A 17,129-nucleotide genomic window follows, 5' to 3' on the forward strand; every position below is an offset into this window, starting at 1 on the left:
CCTTGGTCTACCTTATTCCTTCTCCCTTACTAATAATTCGTCAATCATACCGTATTTCTTAGCTTCTTCAGCTTTCATCCAGTAATCACGATCACTATCTTCGTGTACTTTTTTAACAGTCTGGCCAGAATGTTCCGCGATGATTTCATATAATTCATCTTTCAACTTTAGAATTTCCCTTGCGGTAATTTCTATATCACTAGCCTGACCTTGAGCGCCACCCATAGGTTGGTGAATCATAACACGCGAATGTTTTAATCCACTACGCTTACCTTTTTCACCTGCGCAAAGTAATACGGCTCCCATTGATGCTGCCATACCTGTACAGATTGTAGCTACATCAGGAGTGATAAATTGCATAGTGTCATAAATGCCTAATCCAGCATAAACACTGCCGCCTGGTGAATTAATATAAATTTGTATGTCTTTAGTAGCGTCTACACTTGCTAAAAACAATAACTGTGCTTGAACAATGTTGGCAACTTGGTCATTAATACCAGTGCCAAGAAAAATAATGCGATCCATCATTAATCTTGAATAAACGTCCATAGCAATAACGTTCATTTGCCTTTCTTCAATAATATTTGGTGTCATATTCACCGGATACATGCTACTCATTATTTTATCGTAATAAGTGCTATTAATACCTTGGTGATTTATGGCAAAATTTTTAAATTCTTTTCCGTAGTCCATGTAATATTTGAGTGATATTTTAATAAAAAAAGGTGCCGAAGCATAATGTTCGGCACGTTAAAGATACTAATTTATATAAGATCGCCTTTTTTGATGTGCTCAAAAGTGCATATAAAAAGGCGAAGCACTGATTAATTCGATAAACTGAATTTACGAGCCGTAAACTTCAGTTACAAACTTATCATATGTAAGTTCTTTCGTCTTTAAATTAACCTTCTCTTTATATAAAGTAAGAAGTTTTTGACTCATTAATTGCTCAGAAAGTCGTTTAACCTCATCTTGGTTGCCCATAACTCTAGCTGCAATTGCATCAAGCTCAGCTTCTTCTGGATTCATTTGTCCGTATTGCGCCATTTGCGACTTAATAAATCCTTTTGCAAAATCCTTAAGTTCTTCGAACTGAACCTGAATTTCATTTTCTTGAATTATTTTACCTTCAATTAATTGGTAACGCAATCCTTTTTCAGATTTTTCGAACTCTTCACTTGCCTGATCTTCTGTTAAAGGGTTTTCACCAGTCATCTTAATCCATTTGGTTAAGAATTCTACAGGTAAGTCAAACTTTGTGTTTTCAATAAAGTATTCAGTAATGTCATTCAAAAGCTTTTGATCAGCTTGTTGCTCAAATTGCTTTTCTGAATCTTCTTTTATTTTAGCTTTCAATTCGTCTTCAGACTTCACTTCATCTTTACCGAAAAGCTTATCAAATAATTCTTGGTCAAGTTTTGCAGGTTCACGCTCGTTAATTTCTTGTATTTCAAAATCAACATCAATGTTTAAGCCTTCACCTTTTTCAGCGGTAAGACCTAAAGCGTGCGTTAGTAAATGATCTTCCTTAAAAAGACCTTTAGTTTTAAGCGTAACAACGTCTCCGACCTTTTTTCCTAATAACGCATCGCTAGCTTTTTTGCTCTTAACTTTATCAAGTTCGATAACAAATTTGTTTTCGATTTCTTCGGCTTCATTCTTAAAAACACCGTTGATTTCGTCTACTTTGCCAACTTCTTTTTTGCTGACCAATTTGCCATATTGCTTTTGAATACGCTCAATTTGTTCATCAATCATTTTTTGATCAGCAACAATCTTATAGTGCGTAATTGGTTTTTTTGTTTTCAAAGGAACTTCAAAACTTGGAGCAAGTCCTAATTCAAATTCAAAATCAAACTCTTCTTTATCCCAATCAAAGTTTTCTTGTTGTTTTGGTAAAGGATTACCTAAAACATCAAGTTTTTCTTCAGTAAGATATTTGTTCAAGTTGTCTTGTAGTAATTTATTAACCTCATCTACTAAAACAGCCTTTCCGTATTGTTTTTTGATAAGACCAATAGGTACTTGACCTTTTCTAAAACCAGGGATATTCGCCTGCTTTCTGTAGTCTTTTAAAATTTTCTCGACATTATCTTTATAATCGTCTTTTGTAATAGCCACTTTTACGATGGCATTCAACTCGTCGACTTGTTCTTTCGTAATATTCATATATCTTTTCCTAATTCCCATTTTTAGCGGGATGCAAAATTAATATATTTTCTCAAGTACAGCAACTTTTTAATTGGCTAGTTGCCAATGTCTTTGCATGGTTTCTATTGCTTTTTATCCTTTTTAAGGAAAGAAAAAAGAATCGATTGGAAAAGGCTCAAAAGCAAACTAAAAATTAAAGCCCACCAAATATTAGAAACGCTAAAACCATCCACAAAATAATCGGCGAGTAAAATGATACAGGCATTTACGATTAATAAGAAGAGACCTAGGGTAATTATAGTAACCGGTAGGGTTAAAATAACCAGAATTGGTTTAACGATAAAATTTAATAAACCAAGCACAACAGCAACAATTACAGCGGTTAAATAACTGTCGACACCAACACCTGGTAATATTTTTGATAAAATGACTACGGCAATTGCACTAAGCAATACTCTTAATAATAGATTCATAATATTATGATTTTATAGTGTTAATAATAATTTGTTTGTATTAGGATTTTAGAAAACGCAATGATTTTTCAAAAAATTGAGCTGGGTTCTCTGCATGTAACCAATGGCCAGCATTGTCTATGGTTTGTATTTTGGCTTTAGGAAAATGATTTTTAATGGTCACCTCGTCTGTAGCTATAACATATTCCGATCTATCGCCTTTAAGAAATAATGTAGGTCCTTCAAAAATGGAGCTTGATGCTATGTTTTCGCCAATTTCTTCCATTCTTTCAGAAAGTACCTTTAAGTTAAACCGCCAGCCCAATTCTCCTTTAGAAACCCAATAAAGGTTTTTTAATAAAAATTGACGTATTCCAAATTCACTTAAATACTTCTCTAATTCCGCTTCTGCTTCTGATCTTGAATCAATTTCCGATAAATTCAACATGTTTAGAGCATCAATTATATTTTGATGATGAGGCGGGTAATATTTAGGGGCTATGTCGGCTATTATAAGCTTATTAAGATAATTGGGGTAGGTGCAAGCAAATTGCATTGCAGCTTTACCACCCATAGAATGCCCAATCATATTGCATTTATCTATTTTATAGTGGTTTAAGTAATTTACTATGTCCGAAGCTAAAACATCATAATTAAATTCTTCGGACCAAAAACTCTTGCCATGATTTCGTTGATCAATTAAATGCACCTGAAAACCTTCTTTAGCATATTTGTTCGCAAGAGTTTTCCAGTTGTCAGACATCCCAAGAAAACCATGTAATATTAGTAATGGTTCACCCTCTCCAATAATTTTAGAATGCAGAAGTTCCATTATTTTAAGCGATTTAAGTACATGTTTATTACGTTGTCTAGACCTAAATATAAGGCTTCTGAAATAAGTGCGTGTCCTATGGATACTTCTAATAGATTGGGAATATTGTCTTTAAAGAATTTAATATTATCCAAGCTTAAATCGTGTCCTGCATTTATTCCAACCCCTAATTTGTCAGCAGTTTTCGCGGCTTTTACAAAAGAAATAATCTCGTCTTTGTTGCCTTTAGAGAATTCTTCAGCAAAACTTTCTGTATAAAGTTCTATTCTGTCCGTGCCAGTTTTAGCAGCACCTTCCACCATTTTGGTGTCAGCATCCACAAAAATTGAAGTCCGAATTCCGTTTTTACGAAAAGTAGTAATTACATCCGTGAGAAAATCAATATGTTTTCTAGTGTCCCAGCCTGCATTAGATGTGATAGCATCAACAGCATCTGGTACTAAAGTAACCTGTGTTGGTTTAACCTCTAATACTAAATCAATAAATTTTTTATTCGGATTTCCTTCAATATTAAATTCCGTAGTTACTATTTTTTTTAAGTCTCTAGCATCTTGGTATCGAATATGTCTTTCATCTGGGCGTGGATGAATTGTGATGCCTTGAGCGCCAAAAGATTCAATGTCTGCGGCTACCTTTAGTAAATCAGGAACATTGCCTCCACGTGAATTTCGTAGGGTAGCTATTTTATTTACGTTAACACTAAGCTTTGTCATAAATACGTTATACTTTTATTATGGATGCAAAATTACGAATTAGGCACACCTTTTGATATTTTAATTAGTAATTTGCGCCAATAAAATTAGATATGCCTTTAAGAAATCACATTATTGATGATATCGCTGTGTTTACGGTAGAAGATTCGATTACCAAAATCGTTGATTTTTTTCATGATAGTACATTTTCACATGTAGCTATTATTGATAAAGGACAATTTGTGGGAATTATTAGCGAAGATGACGTTCATGAATTAGAAGAAGGTAAAAAGGTAGCAGATTACAGATATAGTTTGGAGTCTTTTTTCGTAAAAAAAGAAACTAATTGGCTTGATGTTTTAGAGACCTTTGCTCGTAATGAAGCTAATCTTATTCCTGTTCTTAATGATAATTCTGAAGTACTTGGTTATTATGATTTAACCGATATATGCGCATTCTTTATTAACACGCCATTCTTTACAGAACCAGGTGGTATTATAGTTTTAGCAAGGGGTATAAAAGATTATTCATTTAGTGAAATAGCGCAAATTGTTGAAAGTAATAATACCAGAGTAATTGGAGCATTTATAACTGATATTCGCAATGATGTTATTCAAATTACCTTAAAAATTGGCACTACAGATTTAAATGAAGTACTCCAAACATTTAGGCGTTATAACTATAATGTGCTTTTTGGTAACAATGATGATCAATTTTTAGAGGATCTAAAACAACGATCAGATTACTTAGAAAAATATCTTAACGTATAAAATTTCTGCTAGTGAAAGTTGCCATTTATGGATTGAACAATCAAGATGATGCGCTAGACGCAGTCGAAGAGCTTTTGCAAGAACTTCAAAAAGAAAATGCAGAGGTTTGGATAGAGGAAGATTTTCATTCGGTTTTAGCCTTAAGAAATTCAGCAATTCAGCATAGTACATTTACTACTTCATCCGGCTTAGATGGGTCTTTTGATATGTTTGTAAGTTTTGGTGGGGATGGTACTATATTAAGGGCGACAACTTTTGTTAGAGATTTAGGTATTCCAATAGTTGGTGTAAACACTGGTAGGCTAGGTTTTTTATCTACTTTTAAGAAAGAAGAAGTTCGAAAGGTAGTTACAGAGTTTTTGAGTGGATCTTACAGGGTTGTTGAAAGAAGTCTGGTCGAAGTATCTGCAGGATTCGAAATTCCGGAATTCGAAATAATGAATTTTGCCCTCAACGAAGTAAGTGTTAGTAGAAAAGATACAACTTCGATGATTACTATTGAGACTTATTTAAACGATGAGTATTTAACCTCTTATTGGGCCGATGGATTAATAATTTCTACTCCAACGGGTTCAACAGGGTATTCTTTAAGTTGTGGAGGTCCAGTAATAGTTCCTTCAGCAAAATCTTTAGTCTTAACTCCGATTGCGCCACATAATTTAAACGCCAGACCATTAGTGATTTCAGATGATACGGTAATTCGTTTGAAAGTATATGGCAGGGAAGAAAATCATTTGGTTTCTTTAGATTCTAGGTTGGCTTCTATCGAAAATGAACAAGAAATAACGGTTAAACGAGCCGACTTCACAATAAAGATGATTGAATATACTTCTGAGAGTTTCTTAAAAACACTTCGTAACAAATTATTATGGGGTGAGGATCGCCGTAATTGAACTACACTAAAACAATAAATAAGTACAAAACCTGTTTATCATTTGAGAACCTGAATGAAACGATTATTTCTAAGGTGAGGGCAATCGTTATATTTTCAAATTTTTAAGTTTCATGAAACGATTAATCGTTATAGTCTTTGTTTTGCTTGTTAGTCAGATTTCGGCTCAGACCTATGAAGTAGGTGTTTTTGCTGGTGGTGCTAATAATATTGGAGATGTAGGGCGAACAAATTTTGTTTTACCATCAGGTATAGCATACGGTGGTTTATTCAAATGGAATAAAAGTAAAAGATATGCCTGGAGAGCTAGCGTTTTTCATGGTAAGTTCAAAGCAGATGATACTAAGTCTAGTATTTCTTCTCGTCAACAACGTGGTTATGTTGTAAAGAATAGAATGACCGAAGCATCAATTGGGCTAGAGTTTAACTTTGTTGAGTATAACTTACATAAGTTAGGACCAGCCTTTACTCCTTATTTATATACTGGTGTTACGTATTTTAGATACGACTATAATTATTTTGATGCCGGCCAATTTATTAATTTCAATCAAACAGATGGTTCTATGGCTATTCCAATGACCATTGGTGCTAAGTATAGATTAAATCAATTCTTAATATTAGGTGCAGAAATAGGAGCTCGATATACTTTTACCGATAATTTAGATGCTAGTAATCCTGAAAAATCAAAACTAATTAGCAATCAACTTGATGTAGCTTTTGGTAATATTTTTAGTGATGACTGGTATGTTTTCTCTGGATTAACCTTAACTTACACCTTCGGCAGAAAACCCTGCCAAGACTGTTTTCAGTAAGAAGTCCAGAAGGTATGATTACTATCGAAGATGTTGATAAGACAAAGTTACCACGTCATTTAGCCATTATTATGGATGGAAATGGTCGTTGGGCCAAAGAAAGAGGGAAATTACGCGTATTTGGCCATGAACATGGAGTAAAAACTGTACGGGTTACAGTTGAGAATTGCGTAAAACTCGGGTTAGAATACCTTACTTTATATACTTTTTCTACAGAAAACTGGAACAGACCTAAGTTAGAAGTTGATACTTTGATGCGACTTTTGGTTTCTTCATTAAGAAAAGAACTTAAAACTTTTAACAAAAACAATGTGCGATTAAATACTATCGGCAACATTGCATCTTTACCTAAAAAAGCTCGTAAAGAATTAGAAGAGACTATATCGAAAACACAGAAAAACACAGGTCTCACGCTTACTTTGGCGCTTAGTTATGGTTCACGAGAAGAACTAACAACAGCTATGAAAGAGATAGCTGTCAAAGTTAAAAATAATATAATTTCACCTGAAAATATTGATGAAACCATTATTAATACTCATCTTTACACGCAAAATTTGCCTGACGTAGACTTGCTTATCCGTACCAGTGGGGAACAAAGGATAAGCAATTTTTTACTTTGGCAGATAGCCTACGCAGAATTATATTTTATTGATGTATTTTGGCCCAATTTTAATGAGCATCATTTAGCGGAAGCCATTAAGAATTACCAGAATAGAGAACGAAGATTTGGAAAAACTAGCGAACAACTCAATTAACTACTCAACAAAGTTCAATCCTTTTGAACTTTTATTCACAATTTTAATGTTTTTTGCCGTTTCCGGTATAGAGGCTCAAGAAACCTCTTACGACGAAGGTAAAAGGTATATTCTAGGGGGTCTCGAGGTCACTGGATTGCAAAGTTACAACGAGCAAACGGTGAAAACTTATACAGGACTCCGAGAAGGACAACCAATAACGGTTCCTGGTGATCAAATAAGCGCTATTATTAGTAAATTATGGGGTCTTGAGCTCTTTAGTGCTATTGATTTCTATACTACAAATATTGAAGATGATAAAATCTTCTTAGAGTTGGTTATTAAAGAACGTCCAACACTTTCCTCAATTAAAGTAAATGGTGTAAAACCCAGAAAGGTTGAGAAAATTTTAGAAGATACCGACCTTAAAAAAGGGAAGAAAATTACAGAAAGTCTTATAGCAAACACAAAAAATTATCTTCAAAACAAATATAAAAAGGAAGGCTACCTAAATACAAAGGTTAGTATTATTACTGCTAAAGACACGGTTGACTCTAATACCCAGAAGATGGTTGTAAACATTGATAGGGGCGATAAAGTAAAAATTAAGAGCATCGATTTTGTTGGTAATGAAAAACTTGCTGCGAAAAAATTACGCGGAGCAATGAAAAAAACCAAAGAAAAAAGGTTTTGGCGTGTTTGGAAAAAGTCGAAATATATTGACGAAGATTATCAAAACGATTTAGGTCTACTTATTGATAAATATGCAGAAAACGGTTATAGAGATGCTCGCGTAATCTACGATTCAATACTTCCTGTAGATGAGAATAACATTGCATTAAAGATAAAAGTAGAAGAGGGTAACAAATATTACTTTGGAGATATCAACTTTGTAGGCAATAGTGTGTACACTGATCGCCAATTGAGTCAAGTACTTGGTATAAAGAAGGGGGAAACGTATAATGGGGTTGAATTAAGAAAGCGTATTGCTGATGATTCTGATCCCGATGCGGCAGATATTACAAACCTTTATCAGAATAATGGGTATTTGTTTTCAAGTATTAATCCGGTAGAAATCTCTGCAGCTAATGATACCATTAACTTTGAAATTAGAATTATAGAAGGTAAAGAAACCTTTTTAAATCATGTTACCGTTGCAGGAAATGATAGAACTAATGACCACGTAATATTTAGAGAGTTACGCACGAGACCTGGTCAAAAATATAATAAATCGAATATCATACGTAGTATTCGAGAATTGGGACAATTGGGTTATTTCGATGCAGAACAAATAAAACCAGATGTTTTAAATCCTAATCCTAATGAAGGAACTGTAGATATTAATTATGGTTTGGTTGAAGCAGGATCTAGTCAAATAGAATTACAAGGTGGCTACGGTGGTGGTGGTTTTATAGGAACGCTTGGACTTTCCTTTAGTAACTTTTCTATGAAGAACTTGTTTAAAGGAGAGGAATATAAGCCAGTGCCAATGGGTGATGGTCAAACTTTTGCTTTACGACTTCAAGCAAGTAGAACCTATCGTATTTATAGTTTGAATTTTGCAGAACCTTGGCTTGGAGGTAAGAAACCGGTTCGTTTTAGTGTAAATGCTTCACAGACAAAACAGTTTGCTGCGTCATATGATACTAGTGGTAATATCGTAAGAGATCCAGACCGCGGATTCTCGATAACGGGTATTACTTTAGGGTTAGCAAAACGTGTACAATGGCCTGATGATTTCTTTACTATTTCGCACTCTATTGGATATCAATTGTATGATTTTAACGATTACAATATTGGTCTATTTAGTTTCGGTAATGGTAAATCAAATTCATTTACATACACTTTCGGACTTTCAAGAAACTCACAAACAGGTGGGCGAATCTTCCCTAGAGGTGGTTCAAATTTTGAATTTACTGCGAAATTAACACCGCCATATTCATTATTCAGTAATAAAGATTTTGCTGCAATTACTCAAGAGAGTACAGATTTATTGAGTGAGATTACTGCACTTAGCGTAGAAGATTCAACCAATCCACAAATTGCTGAATTAAATACACAAAGAGAAGCTTTAGAAGAAGAACGTTTTAATTGGTTAGAATACTATAAGATTAAATTTAAAGGCGATTGGTATACAACACTTGTCGGCGATTTAGTATTACGTACTAATGCAGAGTTTGGCTTTCTAGGGGCGTATAATCATGATATTGGCGATGTGCCATTTGAGCGTTTCTTTGTTGGAGGTGATGGACTTGGAAACTTTACGTTAGATGGTAGGGATGTAGTACAATTAAGAGGTTATGAAAATCAAGCACTTACCCCTGTAGATGAAATTACAGGTAGTCAAGAGGGTGCAATTGTATACAATAAATTTTCACTGGAATTACGATATCCGCTTACATTAAAACCTTCAGCTTCAATTTATGGACTAGCTTTTTTAGAAGGAGGGCGCGGTTTCAACAATTTTCAGGAATTTAATCCGTTTGAACTAAAACGGTCGGCTGGTGTGGGGCTTCGCATTTTTATGCCAGCGTTTGGTCTATTGGGTATTGATTTTGGCTACGGGTTCGATGAAAGTCTTGCTCCTGGTGCTAGCGGCCCAAGTGGATTACAAACGCACTTCATTATTGGTCAACAGTTCTAAACATAAAAATTAGTTCAGAAAATTAATCTTGTCATATGCTAAATGCTTCATTTTAAAAGTTTTAGTAAATTTGGCACGATATTTTCTATAGTTTAAACCGATTAAGAAATGAAGACAAAATCGAACGTTCTTTTACTTTTGGCAATAGTGCTGTTTTCATCGAATGCTATAGCGCAAGCACGTGGAGTTCGAATGGCATATGTAGATATGGAATACATTTTAGAGAATGTAGAAGAGTATCGAGATGCAACTGAGCAATTGGAAAATAAAGTTCAGAAGTGGAAAATTGAAGTTGAGCAGAAACAGAGTGCAGTAGAGCAGATGAAGAAAGATCTAATGTCTGAGCGCGTACTTTTAACTGATGAGCTAATTTCTGAACGTGAAGAGGAAATTGCGATTGCTGAAAAGGAAATGGTGGAGTACCAACAGGATCGTTTTGGACCACAAGGAGACTTGGTGGTACAGAAGAGAATGTTGATTCAACCGATACAAGATCAGGTATTCAATGAGGTTCAGAAGATAGGTGCTAATAAAAAGTACGATTTTATTTTTGATAAATCTGCGGATGTTGTAATGTTGTATTCCGAAAAAAGGCACGATATTAGCGATTTAATCCTAAGAGGTATTGCAAGAACTAGAAAAGTGAGCAAACCTAAGAAGAAAGCAAATAAGAGCCGTGTAGAGGAATTTGATGTAGAAGGTGAAGAAGAAAGGATAAGTGAAGCTTTAATTGAACGACAAGAAAAAGCGAAACAAGCACAAGAAGCAAGAGCGAAAACGGCAGATGAAAAGAGAGCTGAACAAATAAAATTGCGTGAAGAACGTAAGAAAGCGTACGAAGCAAGAAGAAAGAAGCTCTTAGAAGAGCGACAAGCAGAGAAAGATGCTAAAGAAGCAGATCGTAATAAAGACAAAGACGATTCTGATTCTGAAAGTAGAGACGATAGTTAAATTTATAATAATTAACCAAAAGTAATTAACACTCAAATAGTATACTCAAATGAAACAAGTAAAGAAAATAGCGGTAGCTTTAGTATTATTTATTGCAGCAACCGGATTTGTAAATGCACAGAGCAAAGTTGCCCATATTGATGTAACACAATTGTTAACATCAATGCCAGAAATGAAAACAGCAGAAGCAGAATTAAAGAAGTTATCTGAAACGTACAGAGCAGATATAGAAAGTTCAATGGCTGAATTCCAAAATAAAGCTACTTTATATCAAAATGAGGCGGCAGCTAAATCTAAAGAAGAAAATGAAAAAAGAGCTTTAGAACTTCAAGGCGTTCAAAAAAACATCCAAGAAGCTGAACAAGCGGCTTCTAGAGAGCTTCAGAAAAAACAAGGTGAACTTTTTGCTCCTATCTCAGATAAAGCAAAAGCGGCAATTGAAAAAGTTGCAGCAGCACAAGGTTTCGATTATGTAATTGATGCACAAGCTGGTGGCGGACTAATAGTTGCTAAGGGTAAAAACCTTTTAGCTGACGTTAAAGCTGAATTAGGAATATAATTTACAATTAGAATAAAAAAAATACCGCCTAAAGAGCGGTATTTTTTTTGTTTAAAAAAGTTTTCGTTTTATATTTTGCCAGCGATACTTTCGAATAAATTCAGCTTCTTCTTTTGTAACCAGCAATGGTTTTTTTTCAGTCCTCGCATTATAAAAACCTGCCATATTATCAAAAAAAGCATTGCGTTTTTTTTGTTTCCATGCCATCTTTAGCGAAGCTATAAAAGTGATCCAATAACCATAGCCCATAGTATACATTGCTTCGCCCTGAAGTAGTTTAGCTTTTGCATTATAAGCTTTTCCTGTAGGTCTTAGGTGCTTTACTTTTAAAGAGTCATCAGTATATATTTCGAAGCCATGATATTGTGCTAAAAGTTCGTCTAAAGTGTCCCAGCCCATTGCATTTTTTAATCCACCTATTGCACCAAAACAATTTTTTGTATATGCTTTAAAAGCACCGCGCACATGATTTTTATTCATCGGGTGGTTTAATTTCCATTCCTTATTAGAGTCCTTTTCATATACAAACCCACCGGCAATTCCAACTCTTGGGTTTCCCTGCAAAATATATGCAATCTTCTCAAAATAATTATTCGGTAATATAATGTCCGCATCTAATTTCACCAAAAAATCATAGTCGTTGTCTATTAAGTCTAAACCTTTTTTAAAAGCATTAATCACTTTACTGCCGGGCATATGTTCTGTGGAAGACTGCGTGTTTAATTTCGTGAATACGTCATTTTTAGTGCTAAATTGATCTAGTATTGTTTCTGTGTCATCCGTAGAATTGTCATTTACAACAATTACCTTTTTTGGTAATAACGTTTGACGTAATACAGAATTCAATGTATCGGCCAAAAAGGCTTCCTCGTTATGTGCAGGAATTATTATGTAATAGTTCATTGCTATTATTTCAAAAACAAAAATTAAATTGATGTAGCCTATTGTTTAGTCTGAATGCTACTATGAGATTCTTTCAGCATAAACAATATAATATCGTGGTGTAAAACTACGAAGCAATGGTCTTAATCCTATTTTTTTTACAGGATTAGTCCATTTAGCACGATCCTTAATATCCCAACCCGATTTTTCAAGTAACCAATCGAATTGCCAATCTTCAAATTCATGATAATGTCTGTCCCAAGGATCAGTCTTACTTCTATATGCAGGCGAAAACCATAATTTTAAGGGGATGCTAGCTACCAATTTGTCAGCTTTTATTTCTTTTAAAACATTGAAAGGCGCAATTAGGTGCTCAAAAATTTCAAATGCAGTAGCTACTTCTGCATTTGAGTTAAGTACGCTTTCGAAGTTCAGGTCTAAATCTTCTCCTTTAGTGTTTTCTACAGAATAACCCTGCTCGACCATTATTTTCGAAAACGGATTCTCAACACCTAGGTCTATAATAGACTCATTGGTCGATATATGTTTTTGAAGGAAAGTTAAGGTATGCTGAAAACGCTTATTCGGAAATGTTTTTTCGTACATAAATTTAATGCTATCAAACTTGGTAAACGATGGCGTTTACATTCATGCCTGCGCCAACACTTGCAAAGATAACAACATCTCCTTTTTCTATCGATTGATTCGCTATTTTTCCATTACGCACCATATCAAATAAGGTAGGAATTGTAGCCACCGAGCTATTTCCCATTTCATGAATATTCATCGGCATAATGCCATCTGGCATTCGCATGTCGAAGAGTTCGTAGAAGCGTTTAACAATAGCTTCGTCCATTTTTTCATTAGCCTGATGTATGAATATCTTCTTAACCGAAGATATGTCTTGTCCGCTTTCTAGAAGACAATTTTTCATTGCTTCAGGTACACAAGTTAGGGCGAATTCATAAATCTTTCTACCATACATTTTTATATACCTGCGGTCTTCTTCCAATTCGGTATTGTAAGATTTGCCAAAGAATAAATAATACGCTTCGCCATTTGCATGTGTTTCAGAAGCATGGGCTAGAATTTGACCACCATCTTCAGTGGCTTCAATAATTGTAGCACCAGCACCATCGGAATATATCATAGAATCACGATCATAGTCATCAACTACTCTAGAAAGTGTTTCGGCACCAATTACCAAACACTTTTTTGCGATACCACTTTTTATAAAAGCGTTTGCTTGTATAACGCCTTCAATCCAGCCAGGGCAACCAAAGAGCATGTCATAAGCGACACATCTTGGGTTTTTAATTTTTAAATGATGTTTAACTCTGGTAGCTAAACTTGGGAGGGTGTCACCTTGTGTTTTGCCATGTGAAACATCACCAAAATTATGTGCAAAAATGATATAATCGAGTTCTTCTTTGTCTATCCCTGAATCTTCAATAGCTTTTTCAGCTGCTAAATAAGCAATATCAGAAGTGTTTAAATTATTATCGACATAGCGTCTTTTTCCAATGCCGGTAATCGACTTAAATTTTTGAATGATTACTTCATTGGAGTATTTTAACGGAGTGCCATCAGAATTTAGAAATTCATTTTCCGAAAAATGTGCATTTTCTGTAATCTGGCCAGGAATATAACAACCTGTACCTGAGATACCGATTTTCATGAGGAACTAATTTTTGGTCTAGTATTGTCAAGATAGTACAATCCTAATTTTTAATATTTAAAATCATGCATTTCTTATGATGTTCAGCAAGATGTTATTCTTGTAAAATTCAAATCGAAAAGGCTCTTGAGTTTGTCAAGAGCCTTTATTTATTGAGGGTTTGATGTATTTTTTAAACTTCTGCGTAAGCTTCAATAGGAGTACAAATACAGATGAGATTACGGTCGCCATAGGCATCATCAACGCGTCTGACAGAAGGCCAAAACTTGTTTGCAGCGATGTATTCTAATGGATATGCAGCTTTTTGCCTGCTGTACGGAAATTGCCATTCATCATCGGTAAGCATTTTAAGTGTATGCGGGGCATTCTTTAAAACGTTATTTGGATTATCAGTAGTTGCCTCGTCTATTTCAGCTCTAATTGAAAGTATAGCATCACAAAAACGATCAAGTTCAGCTAGACTTTCACTTTCAGTTGGTTCAATCATAAGTGTACCGGCAACAGGAAAAGATACTGTAGGTGCGTGAAAACCATAATCCATTAATCTTTTGGCAATATCAGTTACTTCAATACCATTCTTTTTAAAAGGCCTGCAGTCTACAATCATTTCATGTGCAGCTCTACCTTTTTCGCCAGCATAAAGCACATCAAATTTCCCATTCAATCTTTCTTTGATATAGTTCGCATTTAAAATGGCTATTTTGGTGGACTGCGTTAAACCTGCCTCTCCTAGCATTTTTATATATCCGTAAGATATTAAGCAAACTAATGAGCTACCCCAAGGAGCAGCAGAAATAGCAGTAATTGCTTTATCTCCTCCAGTTTTTATTATAGGGTTTCCTGGTAAAAAAGGAGCTAATTGTTTTGCAACGCAAATAGGACCAACCCCTGGGCCACCACCACCATGTGGTATAGCAAATGTTTTATGTAAATTAAGATGGCAAACATCGGCTCCAATAGTTGCAGGGTTTGTTAAGCCAACCTGAGCATTCATGTTGGCGCCATCCATATAAACTTGACCACCGTGGTCATGAATAATTTGTGTAATTTGTTTTATTGAAGATTCGAATACACCATGAGTTGAGGGGTAGGTAACCATCAAGGCTGCTAAATTATCTTTGTGTAAAACAGCTTTTTCTTCTAAGTCATTTACATCTATATTCCCTTTCTCATCGGTTTTGGTAACAACAACTTTCATTCCTGCCATTACAGCAGAAGCGGGATTAGTACCGTGCGCAGAAGCTGGTATTAAACAGATATTTCTGTGGTCTTCGCCGTTTGATTCATGATATGCTCTAATTGTCATTAGACCGGCATACTCACCTTGTGCACCAGAATTAGGTTGTAAAGATGTTGCGGCAAAACCAGTAATAATACTTAATTGATGTTCTAACGCTTTAAGCATAATTTGATAACCTTCTGCTTGATCAACCGGAGCAAACGGATGAATGTTTCCCCATTCTGCCCAACTTAACGGAAGCATTTCTGAAGCAGCATTCAATTTCATTGTACAGCTACCGAGTGAAATCATTGAATGATTTAAAGCTAGATCTTTACGCTCTAATCTTTTTATGTATCGCATCAATTCAGTTTCTGAATGATACGAGTTGAAAACAGAATCTTCGAGATATGGCGTGTTTCTTTTTAAATTCGAATCAATTATTTCTTGGGGGTAAGCATCAGGAATATTTTCACCGGCTATACCAAAAAGCTTCGCAAGCGTTTTAATGTCCTCTGTAGTCGTAGCCTCATTAATAGAAATAGAAACTTCACTATTATTTATAAAATTTAAATTAATACCTAATTTTTGCGCATTACGTATTAATTCATTTGCATTTTCAACTTGAATTTTAAGGGTGTCGAAATAATTTAAATTGCTTTGTTTTATTCCAGCATCGGTTAAAATCTGACTTAAATATGCAGTTTTTTTGTGTACTTGCTTGGCAATATATTTTAGCCCTTTAGGTCCGTGATAAACGGCATACATTGCCGCCATAACCGCTAATAAGACTTGGGCTGTACAGATATTAGAAGTGGCTTTATCTCGTTTTATATGTTGTTCACGTGTCTGCAATGCCATACGAAGCGCTGGTTTACCATCAACATCTTTGGTTAAGCCAATAATACGACCTGGTATGCTTCTTTTGTATGCTTCTTTAGTTGCGAAAAATGCAGCATGCGGTCCGCCATAACCTAATGGAATGCCAAATCTTTGGGTGGTACCTACAACAACATCTACACCAAATTCTCCCGGAGCTTTTAGCAATGCCAAACTCAAGATATCTGCTGCAACAGCTACTTTAATATTTTGTTCTTTTGCTTTGTTTACAAAATCCGTGTAATCATGAACTTCACCATATTTACCTGGGTATTGTAATAGCGTTCCAAAATAGTCGGTTGAGAAATCAAATTCTTCATGATTACCAACTACTAGTTCTATATGTAAAGGCTTAGACCTTGTTTCGAGTAGCGAAAGTGTTTGTGGTAATATTTCTTCTGATACAAAGAATTTCATCACATTACTTTTCTTTTGATCGCGAGAACGTACATCGAAAAGCAAAGCCATTGCTTCGGCAGCAGCTGTACTTTCATCTAAAAGTGAAGCGTTTGCTAATTCCATTCCTGTAAGGTCGCAAACCATGGTTTGATAATTAAGAAGCGCTTCTAATCTACCTTGGGCTATTTCCGCTTGGTATGGCGTATACGCTGTATACCATCCCGGGTTTTCTAAAATGTTTCTTTTAATAACAGAAGGTGTTAAGCTTTCATTGTATCCTAGACCAATGTAACTTTTAAAAACCTTATTTTTTTTAGCTAAGTTTTGTAAATGAACTAAGTACTCATTCTCACTTAGTGCAGTATCCAATTCTAATTTGTTTTTCAGTCTAATATCAGTAGGAATAGTTTCGGATATTAACTGATCTAAATTATTGACACCAATAGTGTCAAGCATTTTTTGGTAATCATTTTTACCAATTCCGATATGGCGTAGCGCAAACGAATCTGTTTTCATAGATATATAAAAAAAATAAAGTCTTCAAAAGTAGGTATTAATCCTAATAAAAGTGGAGGTTTTGGCA

At 34.9% G+C, this 17,129-nt stretch carries 16 protein-coding genes; 7 read left to right on the plus strand and 9 right to left on the minus strand.

The annotated features are described in order from the left end of the window. Positions 1 to 12 precede the first annotated feature (12 nt). The 5 genes from clpP to UH7x_RS11755 all read right to left on the minus strand — a co-directional run bounded on the left by clpP (position 13) and on the right by UH7x_RS11755 (position 4,148). Positions 13 to 693 (minus strand): ATP-dependent Clp endopeptidase proteolytic subunit ClpP, encoded by a 681-nt coding sequence (clpP, locus tag UH7x_RS11735; RefSeq protein WP_482360123.1) that lies wholly within the window; start codon positions 691 to 693, stop codon positions 13 to 15. A 150-nt stretch (positions 694 to 843) separates the two neighbouring features. After that, a complete protein-coding gene (gene tig, locus UH7x_RS11740) occupies positions 844 to 2,169 on the minus strand; it encodes a trigger factor (protein WP_482363602.1) in 1,326 nt (441 codons plus the stop codon). Between the two features lie 104 nt (positions 2,170 to 2,273). Next, positions 2,274 to 2,624, minus strand: a complete 351-nt coding sequence (locus tag UH7x_RS11745) for a phage holin family protein (RefSeq protein WP_482360124.1) — start codon at positions 2,622 to 2,624, stop codon at positions 2,274 to 2,276. Positions 2,625 to 2,664: 40 nt separating this feature from the next. Continuing rightward, positions 2,665 to 3,435: an alpha/beta fold hydrolase gene (locus UH7x_RS11750; RefSeq protein ID WP_482360125.1), complete on the minus strand. Its 771-nt coding sequence runs from the start codon at positions 3,433 to 3,435 to the stop codon at positions 2,665 to 2,667. Then, positions 3,435 to 4,148 (minus strand): pyridoxine 5'-phosphate synthase, encoded by a 714-nt coding sequence (locus UH7x_RS11755; RefSeq protein WP_482360126.1) that lies wholly within the window; start codon positions 4,146 to 4,148, stop codon positions 3,435 to 3,437. Before UH7x_RS11755 ends, UH7x_RS11750 begins: the two co-directional genes overlap by 1 nt. A 92-nt stretch (positions 4,149 to 4,240) precedes the next feature. Between UH7x_RS11755 and UH7x_RS11760 the strand changes: the two genes are divergently transcribed. From UH7x_RS11760 to UH7x_RS11790, 7 genes are all read left to right on the plus strand, one after another. Beyond that, a complete protein-coding gene (locus UH7x_RS11760; protein WP_482360127.1) occupies positions 4,241 to 4,897 on the plus strand; it encodes a CBS domain-containing protein in 657 nt (218 codons plus the stop codon). Between the two features lie 11 nt (positions 4,898 to 4,908). Beyond that, positions 4,909 to 5,790: an NAD kinase gene (locus UH7x_RS11765; protein ID WP_482360128.1), complete on the plus strand. Its 882-nt coding sequence runs from the start codon at positions 4,909 to 4,911 to the stop codon at positions 5,788 to 5,790. A 112-nt stretch (positions 5,791 to 5,902) separates the two neighbouring features. Continuing rightward, entirely contained in the window at positions 5,903 to 6,601 is a 699-nt protein-coding gene (porG, locus tag UH7x_RS11770; protein WP_482360129.1) for a type IX secretion system protein PorG, read from the plus strand. Between the two features lie 14 nt (positions 6,602 to 6,615). Continuing rightward, positions 6,616 to 7,356: an isoprenyl transferase gene (locus UH7x_RS11775; protein WP_482360130.1), complete on the plus strand. Its 741-nt coding sequence runs from the start codon at positions 6,616 to 6,618 to the stop codon at positions 7,354 to 7,356. Next, positions 7,328 to 9,979: a BamA/OMP85 family outer membrane protein gene (locus UH7x_RS11780; protein WP_482360131.1), complete on the plus strand. Its 2,652-nt coding sequence runs from the start codon at positions 7,328 to 7,330 to the stop codon at positions 9,977 to 9,979. Before UH7x_RS11775 ends, UH7x_RS11780 begins: the two co-directional genes overlap by 29 nt. A gap of 108 nt (positions 9,980 to 10,087) precedes the next feature. Continuing rightward, positions 10,088 to 10,930: an OmpH/Skp family outer membrane protein gene (locus UH7x_RS11785; protein WP_482360132.1), complete on the plus strand. Its 843-nt coding sequence runs from the start codon at positions 10,088 to 10,090 to the stop codon at positions 10,928 to 10,930. A gap of 49 nt (positions 10,931 to 10,979) precedes the next feature. After that, entirely contained in the window at positions 10,980 to 11,489 is a 510-nt protein-coding gene (locus UH7x_RS11790) for an OmpH/Skp family outer membrane protein (RefSeq protein ID WP_482360133.1), read from the plus strand. Positions 11,490 to 11,540: 51 nt separating this feature from the next. On the opposite strand, the gene UH7x_RS11795 is transcribed toward UH7x_RS11790, so the two are convergent. The 4 genes from UH7x_RS11795 to gcvP form a co-directional block, all read right to left on the minus strand. Continuing rightward, positions 11,541 to 12,392 carry a glycosyltransferase family 2 protein gene (locus UH7x_RS11795; protein WP_482360134.1) on the minus strand — a complete coding sequence of 284 codons (852 nt, stop codon included), beginning with the start codon at positions 12,390 to 12,392 and terminating at the stop codon, positions 11,541 to 11,543. Positions 12,393 to 12,452: 60 nt separating this feature from the next. Then, positions 12,453 to 12,977 (minus strand): methyltransferase, encoded by a 525-nt coding sequence (locus UH7x_RS11800; protein WP_482360135.1) that lies wholly within the window; start codon positions 12,975 to 12,977, stop codon positions 12,453 to 12,455. Between the two features lie 13 nt (positions 12,978 to 12,990). Continuing rightward, positions 12,991 to 14,049 carry a 3-oxoacyl-ACP synthase III family protein gene (locus UH7x_RS11805; RefSeq protein ID WP_482360136.1) on the minus strand — a complete coding sequence of 353 codons (1,059 nt, stop codon included), beginning with the start codon at positions 14,047 to 14,049 and terminating at the stop codon, positions 12,991 to 12,993. Between the two features lie 172 nt (positions 14,050 to 14,221). After that, positions 14,222 to 17,062: an aminomethyl-transferring glycine dehydrogenase gene (gene gcvP / locus UH7x_RS11810; protein WP_482360137.1), complete on the minus strand. Its 2,841-nt coding sequence runs from the start codon at positions 17,060 to 17,062 to the stop codon at positions 14,222 to 14,224. Between the last annotated feature and the right edge of the window lie 67 nt (positions 17,063 to 17,129).

This window comes from Aurantibacter sp. UH7 (assembly GCF_056839165.1).

What these genes read in the sequence shown, in the direction of transcription:
- clpP (WP_482360123.1), bottom strand. Translation starts at nt 693, where the DNA reads ATGGACTACGGAAAAGAATTTAAAAATTTTGCCATAAATCACCAAGGT.
- tig (WP_482363602.1), bottom strand. Translation starts at nt 2,169, where the DNA reads ATGAATATTACGAAAGAACAAGTCGACGAGTTGAATGCCATCGTAAAA.
- UH7x_RS11745 (WP_482360124.1), bottom strand. Translation starts at nt 2,624, where the DNA reads ATGAATCTATTATTAAGAGTATTGCTTAGTGCAATTGCCGTAGTCATT.
- UH7x_RS11750 (WP_482360125.1), bottom strand. Translation starts at nt 3,435, where the DNA reads ATGGAACTTCTGCATTCTAAAATTATTGGAGAGGGTGAACCATTACTA.
- UH7x_RS11755 (WP_482360126.1), bottom strand. Translation starts at nt 4,148, where the DNA reads ATGACAAAGCTTAGTGTTAACGTAAATAAAATAGCTACCCTACGAAAT.
- UH7x_RS11760 (WP_482360127.1), top strand. Translation starts at nt 4,241, where the DNA reads ATGCCTTTAAGAAATCACATTATTGATGATATCGCTGTGTTTACGGTA.
- porG (WP_482360129.1), top strand. Translation starts at nt 5,903, where the DNA reads ATGAAACGATTAATCGTTATAGTCTTTGTTTTGCTTGTTAGTCAGATT.
- UH7x_RS11775 (WP_482360130.1), top strand. Translation starts at nt 6,616, where the DNA reads ATGATTACTATCGAAGATGTTGATAAGACAAAGTTACCACGTCATTTA.
- UH7x_RS11785 (WP_482360132.1), top strand. Translation starts at nt 10,088, where the DNA reads ATGAAGACAAAATCGAACGTTCTTTTACTTTTGGCAATAGTGCTGTTT.
- UH7x_RS11790 (WP_482360133.1), top strand. Translation starts at nt 10,980, where the DNA reads ATGAAACAAGTAAAGAAAATAGCGGTAGCTTTAGTATTATTTATTGCA.
- UH7x_RS11795 (WP_482360134.1), bottom strand. Translation starts at nt 12,392, where the DNA reads ATGAACTATTACATAATAATTCCTGCACATAACGAGGAAGCCTTTTTG.
- UH7x_RS11800 (WP_482360135.1), bottom strand. Translation starts at nt 12,977, where the DNA reads ATGTACGAAAAAACATTTCCGAATAAGCGTTTTCAGCATACCTTAACT.
- UH7x_RS11805 (WP_482360136.1), bottom strand. Translation starts at nt 14,049, where the DNA reads ATGAAAATCGGTATCTCAGGTACAGGTTGTTATATTCCTGGCCAGATT.
- gcvP (WP_482360137.1), bottom strand. Translation starts at nt 17,062, where the DNA reads ATGAAAACAGATTCGTTTGCGCTACGCCATATCGGAATTGGTAAAAAT.